Annotated in this window: 16 protein-coding genes and 3 pseudogenes; 7 read left to right on the top strand and 12 right to left on the bottom strand. The window is 58.0% G+C overall.

Annotated elements, in window-relative coordinates; all coding sequences use genetic code 11:
* Positions 1-54: 54 nt before the first annotated feature.
* The 3 genes and pseudogenes from C484_RS01105 to C484_RS01095 form a co-directional block, all read right to left on the bottom strand.
* Positions 55-1,680, bottom strand: a pseudogene (locus C484_RS01105) (thiamine pyrophosphate-requiring protein); the annotation flags it as partial.
* Positions 1,681-1,879: 199 nt separating this feature from the next.
* Positions 1,880-3,130: a CaiB/BaiF CoA transferase family protein gene (locus C484_RS01100; protein WP_006824132.1), complete on the bottom strand. Its 1,251-nt coding sequence runs from the start codon at positions 3,128-3,130 to the stop codon at positions 1,880-1,882.
* Positions 3,131-3,172: 42 nt separating this feature from the next.
* Positions 3,173-4,390 carry an MFS transporter gene (locus C484_RS01095; RefSeq protein ID WP_006824131.1) on the bottom strand — a complete coding sequence of 406 codons (1,218 nt, stop codon included), beginning with the start codon at positions 4,388-4,390 and terminating at the stop codon, positions 3,173-3,175.
* A gap of 693 nt (positions 4,391-5,083) precedes the next feature.
* On the opposite strand from C484_RS01095, the gene C484_RS01090 reads away from it, so the two are divergent.
* Positions 5,084-5,857: an IclR family transcriptional regulator gene (locus tag C484_RS01090; RefSeq protein WP_006824130.1), complete on the top strand. Its 774-nt coding sequence runs from the start codon at positions 5,084-5,086 to the stop codon at positions 5,855-5,857.
* A gap of 32 nt (positions 5,858-5,889) precedes the next feature.
* On the opposite strand, the gene C484_RS01085 is transcribed toward C484_RS01090, so the two are convergent.
* Positions 5,890-6,219, bottom strand: a complete 330-nt coding sequence (locus C484_RS01085) for a hypothetical protein (protein ID WP_006824129.1) — start codon at positions 6,217-6,219, stop codon at positions 5,890-5,892.
* Complete coding sequence (locus C484_RS01080) at positions 6,216-7,400, bottom strand: thiolase family protein (protein WP_049914973.1); 1,185 nt, start codon at positions 7,398-7,400, stop codon at positions 6,216-6,218. The genes C484_RS01085 and C484_RS01080 overlap by 4 nt, the downstream gene beginning before the upstream one ends.
* 465 nt (positions 7,401-7,865) lie before the next feature.
* Here C484_RS01080 and C484_RS01075 point away from each other — a divergent pair, with 465 nt between their 5' ends.
* Positions 7,866-8,633: an IclR family transcriptional regulator gene (locus C484_RS01075; RefSeq protein ID WP_006824127.1), complete on the top strand. Its 768-nt coding sequence runs from the start codon at positions 7,866-7,868 to the stop codon at positions 8,631-8,633.
* A gap of 196 nt (positions 8,634-8,829) precedes the next feature.
* On the top strand, positions 8,830-10,134 hold the full coding sequence (aceB, locus tag C484_RS01070; RefSeq protein ID WP_006824126.1) for a malate synthase AceB: 1,305 nt from the start codon (positions 8,830-8,832) through the stop codon (positions 10,132-10,134).
* A 116-nt stretch (positions 10,135-10,250) separates the two neighbouring features.
* Here the strand turns inward: aceB and C484_RS21900 are convergent.
* Positions 10,251-11,251: pseudogene (locus C484_RS21900) on the bottom strand (IS630 family transposase).
* Between the two features lie 183 nt (positions 11,252-11,434).
* Between C484_RS21900 and C484_RS24535 the strand changes: the two are divergent.
* Positions 11,435-12,529, top strand: a complete 1,095-nt coding sequence (locus tag C484_RS24535; protein WP_006824123.1) for a GNAT family N-acetyltransferase — start codon at positions 11,435-11,437, stop codon at positions 12,527-12,529.
* Between the two features lie 83 nt (positions 12,530-12,612).
* Here C484_RS24535 and C484_RS01050 read toward each other — a convergent pair whose 3' ends face one another.
* The 6 genes from C484_RS01050 to C484_RS01025 all read right to left on the bottom strand — a co-directional run bounded on the left by C484_RS01050 (position 12,613) and on the right by C484_RS01025 (position 20,571).
* A complete protein-coding gene (locus C484_RS01050) occupies positions 12,613-13,806 on the bottom strand; it encodes an MFS transporter (RefSeq protein ID WP_169332867.1) in 1,194 nt (397 codons plus the stop codon).
* Between the two features lie 504 nt (positions 13,807-14,310).
* Positions 14,311-16,887, bottom strand: coding sequence for an efflux RND transporter permease subunit (locus C484_RS01045; RefSeq protein WP_006824121.1), 2,577 nt, complete (start codon positions 16,885-16,887; stop codon positions 14,311-14,313).
* A gap of 277 nt (positions 16,888-17,164) precedes the next feature.
* On the bottom strand, positions 17,165-17,443 hold the full coding sequence (locus C484_RS01040) for a DUF7521 family protein (RefSeq protein ID WP_006667111.1): 279 nt from the start codon (positions 17,441-17,443) through the stop codon (positions 17,165-17,167).
* On the bottom strand, positions 17,440-17,814 hold the full coding sequence (locus C484_RS24090; RefSeq protein ID WP_394295293.1) for a helix-turn-helix domain-containing protein: 375 nt from the start codon (positions 17,812-17,814) through the stop codon (positions 17,440-17,442). Before C484_RS24090 ends, C484_RS01040 begins: the two co-directional genes overlap by 4 nt.
* 406 nt (positions 17,815-18,220) lie before the next feature.
* Positions 18,221-19,696, bottom strand: coding sequence for an amidase (locus C484_RS01030; RefSeq protein WP_006824119.1), 1,476 nt, complete (start codon positions 19,694-19,696; stop codon positions 18,221-18,223).
* 227 nt (positions 19,697-19,923) lie between these two features.
* Positions 19,924-20,571, bottom strand: a complete 648-nt coding sequence (locus C484_RS01025) for a helix-turn-helix domain-containing protein (protein ID WP_006824118.1) — start codon at positions 20,569-20,571, stop codon at positions 19,924-19,926.
* 669 nt (positions 20,572-21,240) lie between these two features.
* Here C484_RS01025 and C484_RS22765 point away from each other — a divergent pair.
* The 3 genes and pseudogenes from C484_RS22765 to C484_RS01015 all read left to right on the top strand — a co-directional run.
* Positions 21,241-21,400, top strand: a pseudogene (locus tag C484_RS22765) (IS1595 family transposase); the annotation flags it as partial.
* 161 nt (positions 21,401-21,561) lie between these two features.
* The gene (locus tag C484_RS01020; RefSeq protein WP_006824117.1) at positions 21,562-22,164 is read left to right on the top strand and encodes a hypothetical protein; all 603 of its coding nucleotides are present in this window, start codon (positions 21,562-21,564) and stop codon (positions 22,162-22,164) included.
* 72 nt (positions 22,165-22,236) lie between these two features.
* The gene (locus C484_RS01015) at positions 22,237-23,091 is read left to right on the top strand and encodes a DUF4870 domain-containing protein (RefSeq protein WP_006824116.1); all 855 of its coding nucleotides are present in this window, start codon (positions 22,237-22,239) and stop codon (positions 23,089-23,091) included.
* The last annotated feature ends 1 nt before the right edge of the window (position 23,092 follow it).

Genomic DNA, 23,092 nt, shown 5'->3' with positions numbered 1-23,092 from the left:
CGAGTTCACCGCCGAACCGATAGAAACCACTCCCGACTCCGCTCGCTGTCTCCGCTACTCCTCGAGATCCGGCCGCGAGAGCTCGGTCTCCTTGGCCGTGATGAACTCGAGGAGCGCCGGCGTTCCGGCTTCGGTCTTCTCGATCGCTCGCTCGAGGGCCGGCGCGACCTCCTCCGGGTCCTCGATCCGCTCTGCGTAGCCGCCGAGGGCCGTCCCGATGTCGGCGAAGTCGCCGGAGAAGGGCGTCTCGTACGACGCCATCTCGTAGTTGTTCAGGTGAATCGTCAGGATGGGGATATCCTCCCGAACGGCCGTTTCGAAGTCCAGGCCGGTCATCCCGATCGCGCCGTCTCCCATGATATTGATGCAGAGCTTCTCCGGGCGGTAGATCTTCGCGCCGATCGCCAGGCCGAGCCCGTAGCCGAGCTGGGTGGTCTTCCCCCAGCCGACGTACGAGAGCGGCTCGGTCGACTCCCAGAACGGGGCGAGGAAGTCCCGCGGGTTCCCCGCGTCGTGCGTGATGATCGCGTCCTCGGCGTCGACGACGGTCGTCAGCTCGTTGATGACCCGGTACGGGTTGATCGGCACCTCGTCCGCGGTCAGTTTCGGCCGCCACTCGTCGAGCCACTCCTCTCGGACCGACTCGATTGCCGCGGCGACGTCGTCGAACCGACCGCGGGACTCCCCGTCGAGGCGCCGAGCGATCGCGTCGACCAGCGCTTCGAGGGTGAGTCCGGCGTCGCCGACGAGCGAGTACTCCGACTCGACATCCTTGTCGATGTCCGTCGGATCGAGCGTCGAGTGGACGACCGTCGTCCCGTCCGGGACGGTGATCCCGTACGCGGTGTCCGTGAAGCTACATCCGATCCCGAAGATGATGTCCGCTTCCCGGAGGAAGTGTGCGAGTTGGCCCGGTTCGCTCTTGCTCCCGGCACCGAGAGACAGCGGGTGGGTCTCCGGAAACGAACTCTTCCCGTTGAGGCTGGTCGCAACCGGCGCCTCGAGGGTCTCCGCCAGCTCCCGAAGGGCGTCCCACCCTTTCGCGTAGTGGACGCCCTGTCCGGCGTAGATAACCGGCCGCTCCGCCTCGAGGAGCACCTCGGCGATCTCCTCGACGCTATCCGGATCGGGACCGCTTCGATTCGACGACGAGGGGTGATACTCGAGGTCACCGGGGATCTCCTCGTGGAAGACATCCTTCGGGACCTCGACGACGGCCGGCCGCGGACGGCCGTTTCGCGCCGCGCTGAACGCGCGCCGCATGGTCTCGCCGACGGCCGCCGGACTGGTCAGCTGTTCGCAGGACTTGCTCACGTGCTGGTAGTTGACGCGAGAGTTGAACTTGGGATCCACGTCTGTCTTCGCTTCGTCGTATCCGGCCGGGATTGCGACGAGCGGTGCCGACTCGCCGTATGCCTGCGCGACGCCGCCGAACGAGTTCTCCGTTCCCGGGCCGTGCTGACACGCGAAGGCGACGATTTCGTCACCGGCGGACAGTCGACCGATCGCGTCCGCCATGTGGACCGCGGTCCGTTCCTGCCTGGTGACGATGGTTCGGATACCGGCGTCCTCAGCCGCTCCGGTGTCCAAGAGCGGGTTACTCGGGAAACCGAACAGGTACTCTACTCCTTCCGCTTTCAGGATCGTTGCGATTGCGTGAGTGACGTCCATGATCTTCTCTCCGGGTCGCGAATTACCTACTCCGTCTTCCGACCAGGGTTATAAAGGTGCCGGTGAAAGAGAATGTTTCGTGTCAGAACGTGTGTGAACGAAAACGACATCGGCCGTATCCGAATCGACGGACCGGACGAGGCTGAACTCGACGCTATCCGCCCGAGACCGCGGTACTATCGGCGGGCGCTGGTCGACCGGAGTCGGCTCATCCGGAGAAGATCCCTTTGTCGCGGAACTCCCTAATTTCGGATTGGGTGTATCCCAACTCTTCGATGACCGCTTCGGTATCTTCGCCGAGCATCGGCGGTGCGTCGTCGAATCCGCTCTCGGCCGCGGTGAAGTTCAGCGGATGTTCGAGGATCGGAATGTCGCCGGCCGCGGGGTGGGAAACCGAGTCGACGGCGGCCCGCGCGTCCACTTGTTCGTTTTCTAATGCCTCGGTGACGTCGTAGACGGGGCCGACCGGAAGTCCGGCGTCCTCGGCCAGTCGTTCGACCCATTCCTCGGTGGGGCGCTCGGTGAACGCCTCGGACAGTTCTTCCTCGAGGGCCGCCATGTTCTCGACGCGGTCGGCGTTCGTTTCGAATCGCGAGTCCGCGGCGAGTTCCGGACGCCCGATTTCTTCGCAGAGCTGTTTCCAGAGCTTCTGGTTCGCACAGGCGACGTTCAGGTACCCGTCCGCAGTCGGAAAGCTCTGGTAGGGTGCGAGCACGGGGTCTTTCGTGCCCATCCGATTTGGCTCCTCATCGACGAAGGCCTTCGCGGCCTGTTTCGTGAGCCACGGCAACGTCGCATCCAACATCCCGAGCTCGACGCGTTCGCCATCGCCGGTTCGGTTGCGTCGGTAGAGCGCGTTGACGATGCCGAACGCCGCCCACATCGCTGTGATCAGGTCCGTCTGTGGCAACCCGACTTTTACTGGATCACCGCCGTCGGGACCGGTTACGCTCATGGTGCCGCTTATCCCCTGGATCAGCAGGTCGTACCCGGGCCGGTCGCTCCACGGGCCCGACTCGCCGAACGCGGAGATCGAGCAGTAGACGAGTTCGGGGTGGTCGTCGCGGAGGTCGTCGTATCCGAGCCCGAGCCGGTCGGCCGTCCCCGGCCGGAAGTTCTCGACCACGACGTCGGCTTCAGCGATCAATTCCCGACAGATCTCCAATCCCTCGTCGGACTTCAAGTCGAGTTCGACGCTCCGCTTGTCGTAGTTCACCGTCCAGAAGTACGGGGACTCACCGTGTCGGGACGCCGACGTGCCCGGACCGTCGTAGTCGTCGACTGCGACGAACGGCGGCCCGGAGTGGCGGCTGTCGTCGCCCACCTCGGGGCGTTCGATCTTGATCACGTCCGCGCCCTGGTTCGCCAACATCAACGTCGCGAAGCCGCCGGTGACGAACGTTGTCAGGTCGACGACAGTAATGTCTTCGAGGATCGCGCTGCTATCACGAGCTGCCATACGAGGACCATACGAGAATCCGATATTAAAGCTTGGTGTTAGTTACCTACTGTCAGAGGAGACGGTCAGGAGCGACAGGACGATCCCCGCGCCGACGAACGCGAGCGCACCGAGCGTCGCGAGCAGCGCGGTCTCGCTCGCGTACGTGAGAAGGGAGCCGGCCAGCACGGCACCGCCCGCGCCGAATCCGAACATTCCGAGGTAGGCATAGCCGTACGAGAGCCCGTGGACGTCGGCCGCCGCGTACTCTGCAATCACGACCTGGTAGACCGGTGCGGTCGCATACAGGAAAAATCCGAGCCCGACGCACACGAACAAGAACGGTGCGAGTCCCCAGCCGCTTGACGGAATGAAGACGAACGCCAGGATACCGAGTGCGAACAGGGTCCCGAAGAACGCGTACTCCGTTCGAACGTGGTCGGTGACTCGCCCGCCCGCGTACTGGCCGAAGATCCCGATCGTCAGTATCCCGGTGTAGATGTACTGTGCGGGCTCGACCGCCCGGCCGAGGACGACGTACGTGCCGAACTGCGGGAGATTGCCGATCATGTCCGGAAGGAAGGTCAGCAGTCCGCGGTAGTACACCCCGTAGATCATGATGGTGAGAAACGTGAGCAGAAAGCCGGTACTGAACAGCAATTTGGAGTCCGAGACGACCGATTCGAGAGTCGTCGGCGCGGTGCCGCCGTCTGTCGTCGATACGGCCGCGTCCTCGTCGAACTCGATCAGCGACCCCAGCGCGACGACGCCGATTGCAGGGACGGTAAGAAGGGCGACGACCGCCCGCCAGTCGAGAACGAGCAAGAGAAGCGCCGTGAGGAGCGGACCGAACGCCGTTCCGACGTTTCCGCCGACGCCGTGGTACGCGAACACCGTTCCGCGTTGGTTTGCACCGCGACTGATGAGCGAGAGGCCGGCGGGGTGATAGACGCTCGCCGCGGCGCCCCAGACGATAACCGCCGCAGCGAGGACGACCACGTTCGGCGCGAGCGCGAGGAGAAAGAACCCGCCGGCCATTCCGATCACGGACGCGACGATCAGTCGGCGCGAACCGTACGCGTCGGAGAGTACGCCGCTCGGGATCGCTCCGACGCCGATCAGTCCGTATCCGATACTGACAACGATCCCCAACACGAAGGCGGAGGCGTCGAACGCGTCCAACCAGACCACGATGAAGATGGGAATACTCAATTCGTACGTGTGGAAAATCCCGTGAGCGAGCATCGTAAAGCCCGTGATCGATCGATCGTTCTCATTCATGCCCGTCCACCTCGGGAGGCGTGCGACGGCGCGCAAGTAGCATTACGACTACGGAACCGGACGAACTACTTAATCGATTCCCCGCCGCCGACATCGGCGAGCATCGCGCCGAGGCCGTTCTATCCCGCATATTCGTACTCCTGGTATGAACGGCTACAGCGCCATTATTCTCAGACGTTCCCGCAGAAATGATGATTCGGTCCGGTATCCCTCAGTTCTCTCGGAGGCGGTACGTGGATGAAGAGCGTTCAACGGGTCCGATCCGAGTAATCGAAACCGAAAATACGGCGATAACGCGCGAGTTCACGTTCGAAGCAGGGACAGCGCATCCTGCGAAGGAACATCGGCGGGCCGAACACGAGCCGTCCCGCCGAAATCCCACGTTCCAACCAGTGTGGTGCATAGCGGCCGCTGTCTCCGGTACGCTCGCGGCTCGCTGCCAGTCTCCGCCGTCGGCCAACTCGTTACAATCGTATCACTGTAAACTCGATCGATCGCGATCGAATGTATTCTTTCGACGCCGAATTCGCAGCGTTGAGAGTATATGCGACTTGTCCCCACAGCCCAGTACCGACGGCTCGCCCTGCTCGGACTGAATCCCGTTTGCTCGGATTCGGACGCTAACGCGTTCTGCGGCTCGGAACGTTCCCGGCTGTCGTATGATTTATTACCCATCGTGAGAGAATACCACGCGTGCCAAACAAACCCAAGTCCAGTGCGCGCACGACCGAAACGTCACTGGCGATCGTCGACGCCATTCGCGACTTAGACGGCGCCACGATGAACGAATTATCCGAGTATATCGGACTCGCCCCGAGTACCATTCACCGTCATCTGGTCACCCTTCGGGAACACAAGTACGTAACGCAGGAAGACGGAATCTACCGGATCGGGTTCCAATTTCTGACAGTCGGCGGGTACGCCCAACGAAAGACAACCGCGTATCCCATGATCAAGGAAAAAGTGGATTCGCTGGCCGCCGAAACCGGTGAACGCGCCCAGTTCATCGTTGAGGAGCACGGCGAGCGCGTGTACCTGTACACGGAAGTCGGCCAGAGCGCGGTACAGACTGGTGCACACATTGGCAAGCGGGGCGTGCTCCACACGAGCGCCGCGGGGAAAGCCATCCTCGCGAATATGTCGCGAGAGCGCTTCGACGAGACCATCGCGACCCGCGGGCTCGAGCAAGGGAGCGAGAACACGATCACGACCCGAGAGGAGTTAGCGGACGAGTGCGAACGCATCCGCGAGCGAGGGTACGCCTTCAATCGGCAGGAGACGACCGACGGCGTCCACGCCGTCGGCGCGGCCGTCACGGACTCGGACGGTGAGGTGATCGGTGCGCTGAGCGTCTCCGGACCCGCCCACCGCGTGAAGGGGACCCGGTTAACGGAGGAACTACCGGAGCGCGTCCTCAGTGCCGTCAACGAACTGGAACTCTACATCGAGCACTCGGTCCACACGTAATCTCTCCTGGGTGTGCATCGGGTGACGGGTCGTCATCGGCGGTCGTTCACCGCGGCCGGGACGAGCGTCATCGTCGAATCCTCACCGTCTCGAGACGCCCCCTCCGCGATCGCGACGACGTCACCCGCTTCGAGCGTACCGTTACACTGCGCGATAACGCTCGCGTCGCCGTCGAACGATGCAAGGCCGAGTCGATTCGGCTCGCTGACGTCGTCGGGCGTAACGTGGACGGCGGTGACCGCCTGCAGCGTCCCGACGCCCGGGTCGCGGTCGCGGAACGTCTCGGCTCCGCAGTCGGCACACCGGCGCTTTTCGTAGAACGTCCGCCCGCCGCAATCGGCACACTCCAGTACTCGACTCACGCGTTCGCCCCCACGACCGTACAGACGCTGTTGTTCCCGAAGCCGGCAACGTTGATCGCGAGCCCGTACTCGGGTGATCCGGTCGATCGCCCGTCCGGAACGTCGCCCCTGAGCTGCCAGACGAGTTCGACGAGCTGGGCGATGCCGGTCGCTCCGAGCGGGTGCCCGCGAGCCTTCAGCCCGCCGCCGGGATTGACCGCCAGGTCGCCGTCGATCGCCGTTCGTCCGTCGCGGGTGAGCGTCCACGCTGTGCCGCGCTCGGCGAACCCGAGTTCCTCGAGTTCCAGCCACTCGAGAATCGTGAACGCGTCGTGGATACACGCGACGTCGACGTCTTCCGGGTCGATTCGCGCCATCTCGTAGGCCGCTCGGCCGGCCGCGTGCGCGCTTTCGATGTGAAGCGGATCGCGGCGATCCGCGATCGCGTGGACGCCGACCGCGCTTTCGCAGGCCTCGACGGTGACGGGTGCCGCGTCCGCGGTAACCACGATCGCCGCAGCACCGTCCGAGGTCGGACAGCAATCGTACAGGCGAAGCGGCGTCGCGACCGCGGACGACTCGAGCACGTCGTCGACCGTGATCGGCGTTCGGAACTGCGCGTACGAATTGTTCGCCGCGTTCGCGTGATTCTTGACGGCGACGCGCGCGAGATCTCGTCGGTCGGCGTCGTACTCGGCGAGGTATCGATCGGCCGCGAGACCGGCGAACGACGGGAGCGTAACCCCCTGCTGGTACTCCCGCTCGTGAGTAATGCGACTGATGATCTCGGTTGCGGTCGCTGTATCGGCCGCGGACATCTTCTCGCTGCCGACCGCGAGCGCGACCGCCGATCCGCCGGAGCGAACGGCGTCGACCGCGTCGTGGAACGCGCTCGCACCGCTGGCGCTCGTGTTTTCGATGCGCCGCGCCGACGCCCGGCCCGCGCCGAGGCTGGCGGTCAGCGCGTTCGCGAGCCCGGACCGATCGTTGAACGCTTCCGCGGCCATGTTCCCGACGTGGACCGAATCGATCTCGGTCGCATCGACGGCCGCGTCCCGGAGGGCGCGCTCCGCGGCCGTTTCCAACAGTGCGAGGAGCGATCGGTCGTCCGCGGCTTCGAACGCGGTCATTCCAACGCCGGGGAGGCCGAAGCCGACCGGTGATGCGTCTGTGTCGCCGGCTGCGAACTCTTGCGGTATCATCACACAGTTATTGATGACAAACCACATGAGTATATAGGTATCGTCCAGGCGGCCGACGAAACGACCGGATCGCGAGTAGACCGTCGATCATCGTCGTCCGACGAGATCGATACGCAAGTGAAAACGACCCGATAGCGCGACACGTGAAACCGGAACGTATCGCCGGGATTCGAACCGCTGCCAGCGATCTCGGACGTAACGGGCACGGATTGATCCGCGTCGGCGTCACCAGCGGAGACTGGATGCGAGTAGCGATCGATGGAAAAATACAGCCCCAGTCGTTCTCCATATCGGAATCAATTCCGTCTTCGCCACCGCAATTGAGACTGTCTCGTCCGAGGAACCGCGTCAAACGGGGTGTTGGTTCCGTCCCGCCACGCCGCCCATCCAGAGAACCGTTCCGAGAGCGGATTTGTTTTCTATGATAGAACAACATTTATGGATTCAGATATAGTGGTAGACTGTATGGGAGACAGGGCCAAACATCCGGTTCGAACGACCGAGAAATCACTGGAAATCGTCGCGACACTCAACCGACTCGAGAAAGCGCGGGTGACGACGCTGGCAGACGAACTCGCGATGGGGAAAAGCGCCGTCCACAACCACCTCAGTACGCTCGAAGAGCACGGATACGTGATCAAAGACGAGAACACCAAAACCTACCGTCTCAGTCTCAAATTCCTCGATATCGGCGGCCAGATCCGAAGCGAGATCGACGTCTACAAAGTCGCCGAACCGAAGGTCGAGGAGTTGGCAACGGAGTCCGGAGAACTGGTCCATCTCGTCGTCGAGGAAGACGGAATGGGCGTCTATCTCTCCCGATCGAAAGGCGAGCGAGCGGTCGATCTGGACACGTACGTCGGCTGCAAACACCACATGCACAGCACCGCGTTCGGGAAAGCGATCCTCGCGCACCTCCCGCGGGAGCGCGTCGATGAAATCGTCGATCAGCACGGCCTTCCGGAAGTGACACCCCGGACGATTACGTCCCGCGACGAACTCGTCGAGGAATTAGAACGAACCCGGGACCGCGGCTTCGCGGTCGACGACGAGGAGCGCCTCGAAGGCCTGCGCTGTATCGCCGCGCCGATCCGGTTCGACTCGGACATCATCGGAGCGATCAGCATCTCGGGACCGACCGCACGAATCGACGACACGTGGGAGAACAACGAGTTCGTCGATCAACTCTGTCGAGCGGCGAACGTGATCGAACTCAACAAGTACAAGGTCTGAAGGCGTGGCCGCGGTGCTCGTTCCCGGCCTGCTGTCGCGTTTTCGTATTCAGAATTTCGGTGCTCGGTACCGTCCGTTCACGGCGACGTGTCAGAGCCGACTAGCCGAACCGCACCAGTTCGGTCCGTTTCGCTCGACCGTCGTCGGATCCACCAAACAACTTTAATATTAGAACACACTATTGGGAACCGTACCCATGAGTCTCGAACGACGGCACGACCGGGAGTTCGTGAGGACTTTCTTTACCTCCCCGACGGCAGTGGAAGGAGAGGACGATTCTGCGAAGATGATTCGGCGAGCAGCCCAGCTCCGCGGCATGCAGGCACCCGATGTCTGGGTGCCGGACAACGAGGACGCGACCGCACCCTCGATGCGCGACGAAGGGGCCGAGAACATCATCAGCGTGATTTCCGAGCACGGCGCCGAGTTTCCCGGCGAGATCCACCCGCGTATCGTCTGGCACCGGGACAGTCCCGCAACCCGGTATCAGTGCTTCGAGCACCTCCTAGAGATCGCCGACCCCGAGAAGGATGCAATCCAGCACATCGACGGCTTCGTCATCCCCGAAGTCGGCGACATCGACGACTGGAAGAAGGCCGACGAGTTCATCACCATCGTCGAAACCAAGCACGGCCTCGCGGAAGGCAGCCTGGCCATGTCGGTCATCATCGAGAGCGCCGAGGCTGAACTCGCGCTGGCCGACCTCCGCGAGGAGATGGGCAAGCCGTCGAACAACCTCGAACGGCTGTTCCTCCTCGTCGACGGTGAAGTCGACTACACCAAGGACATGCGCGCGATCACCCCCACCGGCGGGCTGCCGCCGTGGGAGGAACTCCGCCACAACACGTCCCGCGGCGCGAGCGCCGCCGGCCTCATCGCGATTGACGGCCCCTACGACGACATCCGCAACATCGAGGGCTACCACGAACGCATGACCGACAACCAGGCGAAGGGGATGCTCGGCATCTGGTCGCTGACGCCCGGCCAGGTCAAAGAGGCGAACGAATCGCCGCTACCGCCGAAGACCGGCAGCTGGCTCCTCGACGTGAACGGCCGCGAGGTCGAACTCGACGCGGAAGACGGTCGGTACGTCTACGACGGCGACGACGTAACCCTCGAAACGACCGGCGACGATCGGTACCGGCTCCTGGTCGGCGGCGACGAGCGCGAACTCGACGGCGACGAACTGACCGAGGAACTACTCGATCTCACGTCCTACATCCCGAGTCTGAACGATATCGTCGACTCGATGGAGGAGTTCGAAGCGGCCAAGGAAGCCGGGAAGGGTGCCATCGCCATGGAGCGATCGGCGACCCTACTCGTCGACGGCGTCGAGGTCGAAATCAGCAATGATCGGATGTGGGACGAGGCGACGTATCAGGCAGCCCAGACGCCTATCACCCTGTTCCAAGACGTCTACGAGAACCGTCCCGACCAGCACGAAGAACTCGAGGAACTCTACGGCGAGGACGTCGTCGATCGGGCGATGGTCGTCGGATAAGAGAGGGGCACAAAGACGCTCGTCACTAACGAGTAGCCAGTGTTCCTGACCGGACAAACAGCGAACAAGTACAAGGCTGTCGAGGATACCAGAGACGGCACTATCTATAGTGAGATTTAGAAATAGCCACTCATTTTGGGAATAGAGTGTTGATCAAGAGCGGTATCGATCGCTGTTGTTAGCTCAGAAAGTGAGTCGAAGAATCGGTTGCTAAGAGTTGATTGCAACTGTCTCCAGCACTCTTCGACTGGATTAAGTTCCGGTGAATACGCTGGTAACGTGACGAAGGCGAGGTCGTCACGGGCCGCCAGGTCCGTGACGGCCGACGCCTGGAAATACGGCGCTCCATCCAACACGACGATCAAGTTATCTTCGAACTCGTTGCATAACGCGAGAATGAAATGTTTCGCATGTTTGGCGGTCACGTACTCTTCGAACCGAGAGAAAAAGCGATCACCGTCCTCGGTGATCGCGCCCAAGAGACACGTCCAATCGCGTTGGCCGGATAATTCGACGGTCGGCCGCGTGCCGCGTGAAAACCACGCGGCACGCGGCTCAACTTGCACGGATTTCTTGGGTTGATCGATACAGACTACTGTGGCGTCCATCTCCCGCCGCTTTTTTTGAGTTCTTCGTGGAACGTCTCTTGTTCGTTAGCCTCAGCTTCAGCGGCTGTGCGGCGTGGTTTTTGATAACTCAATCCCGCCTCTTTGAGCAACCGCCGGCAACTCGGGATTGAGTACTCTACACCGTAGGTTTCGTCGAGATACTGCTGGACGAGCGCCGGCGTCCACGCCGGCGCGTCAACCCCAACTTCTTCGGGCGAGTCGTGAACCGCTTCTTCGAACTCTTGTTGCTCTTTTTCTGAGAGCTTTCGTTTTCTCCCAGATCGGTGATCGTCAGTTACAGCCTGCTCAAGCAACTCGTCGGTGTCGAGTCGCTTGAGCTAGCTATAGATCGTGCGTCGCTGAACGTCGTACCATTCGGCTAGTTCAGTCTGTGTAACGCCGTTTTTGTACGCTATTGCCGCTAAGAGCCGTTTTGTCGGCTTCTTTCCCTCCACGTTGCTGAGAGCATCTTGCAATTCCTTGATAGAGATTTCGTCGAGATGATCCACTACCTTCAGAATGGGTATCTGAGTAAAAAGTTTTAACTGTTACTATAGCTCCGTCTTCATTTGGTCGTTTTCGATGTTTCCAGTATTGCGTGTCTCGGTCGGTTTGGATGGCCTCCAGTAGTTAATACCTATTCGATAGAAAGGGGATCATACCAATAGTGATCTGATGTCTGTTACAAGAAAATGTCACTTGAAACGTCGCACGAGACCGCGGGTGACTACAATGTAAGACGGTACGAACGTGGTGATCGAGATGGCATTCTGTCATTGTTTGAAAAGCAGTGGGGGGATCGGCTGAGTGCTGCCTGGTTCGACTGGAAATTCGTCGACGACCCGTACCTCTCGCACGTTCCGATTACATTGGCGGAGCGAAACGGCAAGATTGTTGCCGTTCAGGGATACATTCCGTCTCCAGTACGCTGGAAGGACCAGATTATTTCCGCACTCAAACCTGTCGATGCAGTAGTCCACCCTGACCACCGTCGACAGGGCCTGTATTCCCTAATTACGGAGGCCGCGATTGACGAGTATCTCGACCGGGAGCCAGCGTTCTTCTTTAATTTCCCTAATGTTGCATCATTGGGAGCACAAAAGAAACTCGGTTGGTCCGAGATCGACGTCATTCCGATGTACTACCGGCTGCAACGCCCCCATGAGATGCTGACAACCGAACGGGTTCCCGCTCCACTCGAGCAATCACTTACCGTAGCCGCGCGCGCCTATCTGTCTGTTCGAGGTCGGTTCTCGAGCGAGTCCAGTAACTTCGACGTGACGCGCTACTCATCCGTTCCCGGCGACCTCCTCGAATCGCTGTACGAGTCTCACGTCCCGCAGCGGTTCCACGCCTACCGTGAAGCGCAGTACTATCACTGGGTATTCGACGCCCCAAACTACGACCACACAATATACGTAGCTCACCGTGATGACTGCCCAGTCGCTGCGCTGATCACACGAACGGAGAACGGTCGAGCCGTGAAGATCATGGAAACCCTTCCGATGACGGCGGACCACGAGGCGTTCGCCGATCTGCTCGCGGCGGCCGTCGCTGATAACAAAGCGGCCGGCGTGATAACCGTCTCAAATCGTATCCTTCCTCCAGAGTTGCTCGAACGATTTGGATTCGTCAGCAACCAGAATCCAGTTCTCTCACGCGTCGGTACTCCAACGTACCTAGCAGCACGGCCACTGTGGCGCGACGACGAATCGGCGCCGATTTCACCACGGACACTCACAGCGAGTGAAAACTGGCGTGTCTCGTTCTTGGAAGTGACTGACTGAACGACTCATTGTTCTTCCATTCTATTCAGTCTGACAACTGACCAGTTTACTAAAGTTTCCAATCATGAAGGAAGTTAAGTGGATCACACAGTCTCTGAAAGCGTGAGAAAGCCGAAAATAGAGACACCGAGCGCGAGGGCAGCGATACCGGCAATGAAGAGCGTATTGGTGTAGCCGACAGTTGAGGCGACAGCAACGAACACTGGTGGGCCGAGGGTCGTTCCAAACTGAAGAACGCTCGTTCGGATACTCATAATTCCACCACGAAACGCATCGGGCGCGAGAGTGTTCAGTGCTGTATCAGTAATTGGTTCCGCAAATCCCTGTCCGATACCGAACAGAAACAGTGCGCTGGCAAGGACGACAATTGAGGGAGCGAGTGCGGCAAGCGTCATACCAATACCGTAGGTCACAAACCCGAGTGTGATGAGTCGCGGGGGTGAGAGATGACGAATGAGACGGGACGACTGTGAAGACATCATCCCCATCGTCACCGCCGGGAGTCCGAGCAACAGCCCGATCGTTCCGGAGGAAAGGCCGTAGGATTCATCGAGAATGAACGGGATGACCGTGAGCTGTGCGCCATAGAGAATAAAGAAAATGCCGAAAATAGCGATATACAACCCGAGAGCAGCCCGTGTTGGAACCGATTGCGCTGCATTAGCGACGTACGAGAGTCCGGACGAGTTCACGTTACTCTCGGGTTCAGGGAGGACCGCAGAGCCGGCGACGGCAACGACAATACCGAGTGCGAAACAGACGAACGGCGCGGCCCACGAGAGCAGTGCAAGGCCGCCACCCAGGAGGGGATAGCCAGCTGCGCCGATGGCGAGGATCGCCGCGTTCAGTCCGATGAGACGACTCCGTTGTTCCCCCGAAAACAGGTCACCGAGCAACGTCACGGTGAGACTCATGATGGCACTGCCGGCAGTTCCCTGCACGACGCGGAGACCGAGAAGCGTCGTGAATCCGTCGACAAACACGACTGCAATGCCACTCACGCCAAACAAGAATAGCGAAGGGACGAGCACGCGCTTGCGACCAACGCGATCGGCGATGAGTCCGACGAACGGCGTGAGAACGATGCCCGGCAAGGTAAATGCCGAGATGAGGAGACTCGCTTGACTCTCCGAGATGTCCCATGCCGCCTGAATCGTCGGCAGTGCTGGGCTGATGAGGGAGACGCCCATCACACTCACGAGCGTACTCGCAAAGATGATGAGGACTGTTTGTGATCGCTGGATGTCTGCAAGTGGATTAGAGAGATGTATGTTCATGGATGTTATCGATTGAAATTCGCTTGCCGAACTGCATCGAATAGCGCTGCGTACAACAGTGGGACGCTGAACGAAATCCCACTGAGACACCGGTCAACGTTGTCAGGTCCATAATCAGCGTATGGACGGACTGACAGAAACCGTGTGTTAACCTAATTGCATACTCGCGCTACCGTCTGTTGCTCTAAAATTAGTCATGCTAGGCTTCAAGCTTACGCACTCGTCTCCGTAGTGGAGGAGACCGTTCTCATTGGCTTCGTATACCTCAAAGCTATCGAAGCTCCAGATGGTGAGTTCGTCGTTTTCGGTCATCTCTTCGGTGAGGGTCCTGAAACAATGTGCACCGCAGAGCTGGCGGAACTATTGTGCGTGCGCAAGTCGTGGTTTGGTGATCAAACGTCGCTCGGCTGTACCTGAACAGTTGCGATTTGGAGACGCTCGGGACGTCAGGCTGGAACACAACAAAGAATTGACGGCACTTTGGTGGCTATATTGAGGCTGTTTTCAACGTACGTATCGTTCTCGAACAACGAGCAAACTGGGTAACACTGTCACACAGCTAACGAACGCGAAGATGATACTCAACCCAGTAACAAGGCCGAATCGGTGGAGCGGTGGGGAGAGCGCGAGTGCCAGGACGCCAAAGCCCGCTGCCGTCGTCGCCGCACTACCCAACAATGCACCGCCAGTCCCAGTGACTGCCGCCACCAGTGACTCGTCAAGCGACTCTCGGCGCTCGCGCTCGTCGACGAATCGTTCACAGAGGTGGATGCTGTAGTCGACGCCAAGCCCGATCGCCAAACTAGTAATGACAACGGTCTCACTGTTGAACGGGATGTCGAGTAGTGCCATCGTACCGAGTAACCACGCGAGTGCGAGAAGGACGGGGATGAGCACTACGACCGCGAGCCCCGGCGCACGATACCGCCACCAGTACAGTCCAAGGAGGAACGTCAGGATGACACCCAGCGTCACGGCAAATCCTTCGACGAGCGTCTCGAACAGGGCGCTCTGGGCAACAGCGGTGATGACCGGCCCACCTGTCGCAACAGCTGTTACCGGTGCATTCGCTTCGATACCGGTAGCGACCTGTCGCACGTCGCTGGCAATCGATTGGGCAGCTGCGTCGGTCTCAACACCGACGGTCAATCTGGCTGTCGCATACGACCCATTCTCGGTTTGATAGAGCACGGTTGATGCCCGGTCAGGAGCGACATCGTACACGAGGTCGTAGACTTGCGCGATGTCTTCGTCTGGGAGGCCATCACCATCCACATCTCGTGCATCGATCGCGGCGGCGACTGTCTCATTTTCGGCCGCTACTGAACGGAGAACAGTGGCTGGTGTTTCGATGGTGGCCGTGCCGTCCGACTGCATAGCGATCGTTCCATTTCGACTTGTATACTGAGACGTATCGTCGGTCGCGGTGAGCAGTGCTGGCGTGGTCACATTCTCGCGTATCAGTATCTGAGCCTCCGACCCTTGCCCGCGTTGTCGGAAGTTATCGCTTAAGTATTCGAGATTCTCTCGGACGTCGTATTCGGCTGGGGCGAACGGTTCCGGAAGCGATTCCATCCATCCTGGGGCATCCTCCGGGAGGAAGTCTGCCTGGTTGAACTCCGTATCCAGGCCAGTCGCACCGTAGGCACCTACCGAAGCTATCAACAATGAGACGACGAGAACGGCGATCGGTATCCGTTGTGAGAGGGTCGCAGTGCCCGAGAGCACACGACGAATCGGCCCTGAGCTGACTCCGAAAGCTGACTTCTGGCGGTCACGGCCAAGTCGAGAGAGGAGCCGTTCGACTTCGAGTTTGACGGCTGGGACGAGTGCCGCAAAGACGACGAACATCGCGATGATTCCGGCGGCGCTCAGGAGTGCGAAATCCTGTATTGACCCGAGTGGACTGACATAGTTCGAGAAGAAGCCAATTCCGGTCGTGAACGCAGCAGCAGCCAGCGCAACAACGACACCGGCGATCCCCGCCCGCATCGCAGTGGGTGGACTCCGGCGGCTATCGGACTCGGTATCGGCACCGAGATCCCCCGTTCGCGCCTCGCGATAGCGCATGACGACGTGGAGAGAGTAGTCGATACTCAGTCCAATGAGTAGGAATGGAACGGCGATAAGTATCGAGCTGGACGGGATTCCAAGCCAGCCCTGGATACCCTGGAGCCACACCATCACCACACCGATCCCGAACAGGCTGATGAGCACGTCGACAATGTCGCGGTACGCGATACTGAGAACGATGAGCAGGAGAACGAGTGCGACGGGAGTGATGATGAGGAAACTGTCGCCGATTGCCTGCGAGGACGCCTCGTCGATGATGCCCTGTCCGAAGACGAACGCGTCATCGAAACGCTCGTCGACCAGTGAGGCGATAGCCACTTGCGCATCGTACGCCTCCTGGGGCGTTTCGCTAGCACCGCCACTTTCATCGGATTGGAACACAAGGGTCAGTCTCGCGTCGGCGCTCGTTTCCCCGGGTTCGTAGTCCGACGGCAGGAACGGAGTCGGGTCGCGGTCAGAGGCGGTTGAAGCCGGATCGAGTACTCGTGCGAGTAGTGCATCAACCTCCTCGTCTGAGCGCGTCTTGAGCGCCTCGATCTGTTGGTCGAGTGTCGGCGCTGGTGGCCGTCCGTTCCGACTGGCTGTTGTGTCGTGTGTCCCGTTCTCTGCCGTTCGAGTTTCGACGTATGCCGTCGTCGCCACGATATTCTCGAGACCGAGGAGACCCGACTCCGCTTGGAGCGTCGTATTGATGGATTCGTTCTCACGTATTTCCTGCTGGAGTCGGAGGCTCTGCAGTAATGACTCGCGAGTGAGGACATCTCCATCCGCGTCTTTGATGACGATCTGTGTAACCACCGAATCATCCGTTTCATACGTTGATTCAATTTCTTCGAGCGCTGCCTGTTCTTCGGAATCGATGCCTGCCCGACCGATCTCGCCGTCTGCACTCGTGCCGACTACCGCGCCAGCGCCGATGATTGCCGTGAGGACGAGTAGCAGGACGATTATAAGCTTGCTCCGCGAGATGAGCGCGTCCGCGTATCGAGACGGCAAATTCCGTTTCATTGGTCACCGTCGCCGCTTCGTATTCGCATGGGCTGTGGTACCGAGGTGGGTCGACAGTTTGGTGGATCGGAATCGCTCATTACAACACTCTTTGTATGGGTCTCATAAGGAACGATGGAGAGCTCCCACAATATGGGATAACCGCGGATTTCGGTTGGTCTCCGGTAAGGGATTTCGCAACTAGACGACTGAAAAAGCCACTCTGAATGAGACAGATGGCATGGGTGGACTGTGTGCAGTGATATCTGAACAGCCCTGACTAAACCAGAAGCAGCGGTTACTGCCCGTAGAGTCCGTAGATCATGACGAGGAAGCCGCTACAAGCGATGAGGCTCTCGAAGAGCATTCCCTGGACGCTTGGAACGCCAACGATGTGATGGAGAATTCCAACTAAAAACGTTCCGATGGTGATGACCATGAGGCCCACTGCGAAATACTGGAGTCCCTCGATCTGCGTTCGCTGATAGGCTCGATAGGCTAACAGGGAGACGATACCCCCGAGTACGAGCGCACCGATTTTGGCAATTCCGAGTAGTATTATAATACTATCCGTCATGATTCCTTCTTCATCTCGGACCAGAACGTTGCCATACGATCCTCTGCATCCTCTTTTGGCCGTTCAACGGAGACGGTGAACTCGTCGTCGTCGATGCTGATCGAGATATCCGTGAAATCCCGTTCGTACAACGTGGCGTTCGGTCCATCACGGCGGACTTCAGTGTATTCTTTGACGAGTGCTGCCTCACGGAGTCGATTGAGTTTGCGATACGTCGTCGAACTTGGTAGATCGCAGTCCTTGCAGAGTTTGGTTGCAGATTTTGGCTCGCACAACGCCGTGAGTATCGCTCTGCATTTGCTGTCTTCCAGCGATTGTAGTACTGCTGAAACGGAAGAGCCGTCATCATCCTCCGAAGGTCCCTGAACCATGTCGGTGGCTGTCCGAGTTGCGTTCGACCGTGATGGGATAAGCGAAAGCCGATTTGGGTCGATGAATTCCTCAGTCATTTGAATATCGAATTCTCCAACTCGTCTCGACTCGGAGACGATTACGCTGTCAGTTAGCTCTATCTTGCGACTCTGTGTGCATAGTGGTATTGGGTGTTCCCAGATCGTTGGACTACTAAAGCATCCAATACAGAGGTGGTTAGAGTCCGGACGAATGCGCGTCTGATTTCCATCGCTCAGTCTCCACCCTACATTCTGGGACACTTCGATCGTTGTTTATCTACCTTCTTGTTAGGATAGATTCTCGGAGTACGAGTTCAGAGATCGTTCATCGATAAACCGTGCTTCAACGGCGGTTAGCTGAGGATGCTATGTAAGGTACTGATGTTCATTGATGAACCGAAGTAGTATCTGATACGTCTGGATACGTATCGATCCATGGTTGACTGCGCTCTATCGCCGCACTGGCTGAAAGAATCGTCTCCTCGTCAAACCGGGATGCTACCAATTGTGCACCGATCGGCAGTCCGTTCTCGGAGAGGCCAGCCGGAACCGACGCAGCTGGATGGCCACTAAGGTTTAACGGCCACGTGAGGACCCAATCGAGATACGGATCGATGGGTTCCCCACTTATCGACTCTGGGCCGACGTTTCCTGCCTCGAAAGGTGGACACGCGAGTGTCGGTGTGAGAAGTAGATCGTATTCGTCCAGAACGTCTTGTATGGCGTCATATACCTGTGTGCGCACGACATCGGCTTGTTTGAACGCAACAGCACTATGGTCGTAGCCGTTTTCTATGAGTTCAACCAATTTCGGAGTCACCTTCTCACGGTGTTCTCCGAGGAGATCGATTCCATCGCTCTTGTTGAGACTTTCGGCAATTGACGCCAGCGTGGATTCGAAGAGGAGTGTTTCAGCTTCCCGCATAACCTCGAACGGAATTGGGAATTCAGGATCTACTCGGTCAATTGTTGCCCCACTCTCACGAAGTGTCTCGGCGACATTGTCCACCTGCTCCTTGACCGCGGGCTCGACCTCGAAAATACCAAAATCGGGACTGTATGCGATGGAAAGATCGTCTATCGGCTGGCGGATGGCTGATAGATACTCAGATTCATTGTCGGGAATACTGATCGGATCACGTGAATGAACACCAGTGATGATTTCAAGCAGCAATGCTGAATCCGCTACTGTTCGTGTGATTCCACCGAGAGACATGAACGGAGCAGTCGCTTCAAGCGCGTCTGGTCTCGATGCCTCGGGAACGATTCCTGCCGTCGGTTTGAGACCGTATACACCACAGGCGCTCGCGGGAATGCGTATCGAACCTGCGGCATCAGATCCAAGAGCGATTGGAACGGCTCCAGCCCCTACGGCAGCAGCGCTCCCCCCAGAGGATCCGCCAGCAGTCTTGCTGGGATCGAAGGGATTGCCAGTTGTTCCGTACAGCTGATTCGAGGTATCAGCAGCGTGACCGAACTCGGGACTATTCGTTGACCCAATAACGATCGCTCCCTCATCTATCAGTCGTTGCACGATGACCGATGTCTTCTCGGGAACCGATTCTGCAAATACGGTCGACCCGTTTGTACATGGCATCCCTTCGATAGCGGAGTCAAGATCTTTCAGTGCGATTGGGACGCCGTGAAGACGACCGAGTGGCTCGTCAGATTGGACAGCCTCAGTCGCCTTATCCGCTTCTACACGGGCTTGCTCTTCGCGAAATTGTACGAACGCGTTGATCGACTCATTTATCTGCTCGATTCGTTCGTAGGCTGCGTCGACGACTTCTGCTGGCGTGATGTCTCCGTGTTCGATTTCCGTTGCGAGTCGTCGCGCGGATAGACTGGTTGGATTAGTCATTGGGTATGAATTTATGAATTAACTTGCAGGGTATCTCATGTCAGCGATAGCGATGAGTATGATTCCTGAATGATGCTCTGAGGTAGATTACAAATGGGTCTCAATGATCCCCACCTGTTCTGTCCAAATAGTGTAGTCGTTACCATCATAGTTAGCACAGATACTCATAGGCACACTATAATCGAATAGATGCCCATTTACTGAATCAATGTCTTATAAGTGGCTGACTACCCGCTGCAAATAGTCCGAATGAGATTCTGCTGACCTCGTCTGAGGCGTGTCGATACTGCCTGAGTAGAGATATCTAACTGATCTGCGACCTCTTCCATCTTCGCCTGACGTGGAATATCGAAGTAGCCGAGTTCAAACGCACACACGAGCGTCTCACGTTGGAGTTCGGTTACTCCCGACGCTTGATTCCCATTTATAGTCCCGTCTTCTTCATAGAGTTTGTGTAAAACAAACGGAATATCTCGCTCTTTGCAACCCTCTTGATATCGTATCAGATTATCCCGTGCTGGAAATCGCACCCGCATATCGAACCCTTCTGGCGTTGCCGTCGCATCCAGTACGATTCCATTATTTTCAAACATCAGTGGATAGGGCATACTGGCTTTCATTTCCTTTATATGTGTGATCGTGTAGAGACGTCGATCGTCGGTTTGAGCAAGACACTCGTAATCGCTGATCAGTTCGTGATCGTGGAGAACTCTTTCGAAGGCATCAAAGTCATCACCCCACGCCCAGCCGAGGATTTTTCCTCGGCCTTCAGATTCAGGATAGAGCGCCGTATTCCTGAGTTTCATCTCCGGTACCTGTTCTAATATTTTGGGCAATATTTGGGTCTGTATCGTGTATTCCACTATAATATTCATGGCACTCTTTCTTGAGGGTGATGAGTTAAAGCTTATTCTGACCACGAGGTTGCCATCGAGGTAGACAGAGAACAGAAAGCAGCGTTTGTATCAAGAAGTTGTTCAGGTGGCTGTTTAATCCTCAACCCTGCCGATGATTTCGTCTGCTATCCGGCTAATTCAGATGAGACGGTCGCGAACGACTTCAAAACCTCTAACTCCTCGCACGCGTGACCGATGGAGAGAAGACGAGGGCGGCGTTCAGAGGGGCGCTGACCCCGTTCTTTCCATCCAGCGAGCGCTGGTCGGCTATAGTAGCAACTGAAACGATTTACACACTGATCGTACAGCCGCCGTGCGATCAGATGTGCACTGACTTTCAGTGGCTACTATAGTTGCAGTGGAGGTCCACGGTGAACGTATCATGGAACCAGTGAGTCGGATCTGCCTCATTCAAGCCGACCAGTTCCATTCGCCGGCGAGACGGTGGCGGAGGCCCGTCGCACACCGAGCGCGGTTGGACCATGATCAGTGTCTCGCGAACGGGGCTGTCTACACCGACGAACGTACCAACATTACGGCGACGACGTGTTCGTCTCGGGAAGTGACGAGGCGATTCAGGGGTCAAGCGTTTCAAGCGACCGGTCGCCCACTCGTGGCCGCAGGCTGCCGAGTTCTTTCAATATTGCACACGGAAACGCCTGCGAGAGCTACGGATAGCTGCTGCGACCGTGGTCCTCGCCCCATCAAAGCATCGCAAAAGACAAGCTTACCACAGTATTTCCGAGCATTCCAACTCCGTCGCAAGCTCTTGCAAAAACCTGGAAAAATACCACTCGAAGAAACCATCAACCAACGCTGTGAGATAAACAACGTGCTACACGAGAACGGGTATATAAACTGGATAGCCCAGAGAATCGATCGTATTCGCCTGCATGAACCGATTTGGTGCCCGCCAAATTCGGATGTGGGTTTAACTCCCCACCCAATCATGGTGTGATCACTGACACGATGTCCACCCTCCCGCCTTGGGTCGAGAACCGGATTGAACATAATCTCGACAAAAAACTCACACAGCGCCACGTCGTTGAGACGATGCTCGAAGCCGAGCGGCCGTACTTTTCGGCCGAGCAGATTCGCGTTCGAGTTCAGCCGGACGTGAGCAAAGAGACGGTCCGCCTCCGACTGAACGAACTCCGCGAGCGGGACGTCATCGCTGCCGACACGTATCCAGAGTCGATCACGTTGTACTACCTGAACCATCCGGAGTCGAACTGGCCGCTCTCACCCGAAGGAAAAGAGGCGCTTGCGTTCGAGACTCCACTCGAGACCCTCTCGGCCACTGATTTCGTTCACCTCCGGAATCCAGCCGGTATCCGAACGCTAGTGCTTGCGGGCTTTCAGTTGACGCTCGTCCTCTTTGCGATCGGAATCGTTGCGCCGGTTATCCCGATCGATTCACTTGTGGAGAGTACAAACGGGTATTGGGAAGCAGGCGGCAACCTCTTTGTAGTGTGTTTTGTCTTGCTGCTCGCTGAGCGACTGGCGAGAGAGATCCGGGCCAAAAGAAGGGCAACGAAGAGCGTTCTTCCCGACAGTATCCGCTCCAAGTAATGCCAACGAACCGATCGACAAACCGTCTACTGTCCATCACGGCCACACAACCAGACCGAACACCACGCACCTATGTCCAACGAACACCGATCCACATCGACCGAGACACAATCACAACCGGGACCGACTCTTCTGACCGAACGAACTCTGAGCGGAATCTTCGTTCATCTGTTGGGTCTAGGAACCGGATTTGTTCTTCCGGCGGTCATATACTTGGTTGCAAAACGCGACTTTACACGAGAAAATGCCCGAAATGCGTTCAACTGGCAACTGCTGTTTACCGGATCGTTCTCCGCTCTGCTGGGGATATTCGCTATTGGACTGGCTTTCGAATCGTGGGCCCCTGAGGACACGATCGTACAACAGATTGGACGCGCGTTTATCCTCGTGTTTGCGGTGGGCTTTTTCGCATTTACGTTTGCGGTGCTGATTAACTTCGCCTGTGGACTGATCGCTATGGCCAAAGCGATATTCGGCAGTGCCTGGTCGTACCCACTCGCACCGGATTTCCTCGGCTGGATCGAGGCAAAAACCGATGGCTCCGTCACCTTCCGGACGGGCCTTATCGGATACGTCATCACGGTACCGGTTGTATTCGCGTACCTCCTCTGGAGTGGTTTGGCAGGGGGACCGGAAAGCGGTCTCGGCTTTACCACCGGGTTCGTACTGGTGATATACCTGGTCATTACGTCGATAATCACGCCGGGAGTTCTCATTCGCGATGCACGTGTGAACGACGAATCGGATGCAAATTGGAAGATAAACTGGTTGCTGTATGTTATCTCCCCGCTCGCAATCGCCGCTCTGACGTACATCCTGGCAGCGATACAGTTTGGTTCAGAAAACCCGTCCGGTGATGCATTTTACGCCTTTTCAGGAGCATTCTGGCTCGCGACGATGGTATATCTAGTCCGACAGCAGTACTGAC

Source organism: Natrialba taiwanensis DSM 12281 (assembly GCF_000337595.1).
GTDB lineage: Archaea > Halobacteriota > Halobacteria > Halobacteriales > Natrialbaceae > Natrialba > Natrialba taiwanensis.
Note: the sequence above shows the minus strand (reverse complement) of the source record. Positions and strands in the feature narration are given on the sequence as shown.

What these genes read in the sequence shown, in the direction of transcription:
- C484_RS01100 (WP_006824132.1), bottom strand. Translation starts at nt 3,130, where the DNA reads ATGGCAGCTCGTGATAGCAGCGCGATCCTCGAAGACATTACTGTCGTC.
- C484_RS01095 (WP_006824131.1), bottom strand. Translation starts at nt 4,390, where the DNA reads ATGAATGAGAACGATCGATCGATCACGGGCTTTACGATGCTCGCTCAC.
- C484_RS01080 (WP_049914973.1), bottom strand. Translation starts at nt 7,400, where the DNA reads ATGATACCGCAAGAGTTCGCAGCCGGCGACACAGACGCATCACCGGTC.
- C484_RS01075 (WP_006824127.1), top strand. Translation starts at nt 7,866, where the DNA reads ATGGGAGACAGGGCCAAACATCCGGTTCGAACGACCGAGAAATCACTG.
- aceB (WP_006824126.1), top strand. Translation starts at nt 8,830, where the DNA reads ATGAGTCTCGAACGACGGCACGACCGGGAGTTCGTGAGGACTTTCTTT.
- C484_RS24535 (WP_006824123.1), top strand. Translation starts at nt 11,435, where the DNA reads ATGTCACTTGAAACGTCGCACGAGACCGCGGGTGACTACAATGTAAGA.
- C484_RS01050 (WP_169332867.1), bottom strand. Translation starts at nt 13,806, where the DNA reads ATGAACATACATCTCTCTAATCCACTTGCAGACATCCAGCGATCACAA.
- C484_RS01045 (WP_006824121.1), bottom strand. Translation starts at nt 16,887, where the DNA reads ATGAAACGGAATTTGCCGTCTCGATACGCGGACGCGCTCATCTCGCGG.
- C484_RS01040 (WP_006667111.1), bottom strand. Translation starts at nt 17,443, where the DNA reads ATGACGGATAGTATTATAATACTACTCGGAATTGCCAAAATCGGTGCG.
- C484_RS24090 (WP_394295293.1), bottom strand. Translation starts at nt 17,814, where the DNA reads ATGGTTCAGGGACCTTCGGAGGATGATGACGGCTCTTCCGTTTCAGCA.
- C484_RS01030 (WP_006824119.1), bottom strand. Translation starts at nt 19,696, where the DNA reads ATGACTAATCCAACCAGTCTATCCGCGCGACGACTCGCAACGGAAATC.
- C484_RS01025 (WP_006824118.1), bottom strand. Translation starts at nt 20,571, where the DNA reads ATGAATATTATAGTGGAATACACGATACAGACCCAAATATTGCCCAAA.
- C484_RS01020 (WP_006824117.1), top strand. Translation starts at nt 21,562, where the DNA reads ATGTCCACCCTCCCGCCTTGGGTCGAGAACCGGATTGAACATAATCTC.
- C484_RS01015 (WP_006824116.1), top strand. Translation starts at nt 22,237, where the DNA reads ATGTCCAACGAACACCGATCCACATCGACCGAGACACAATCACAACCG.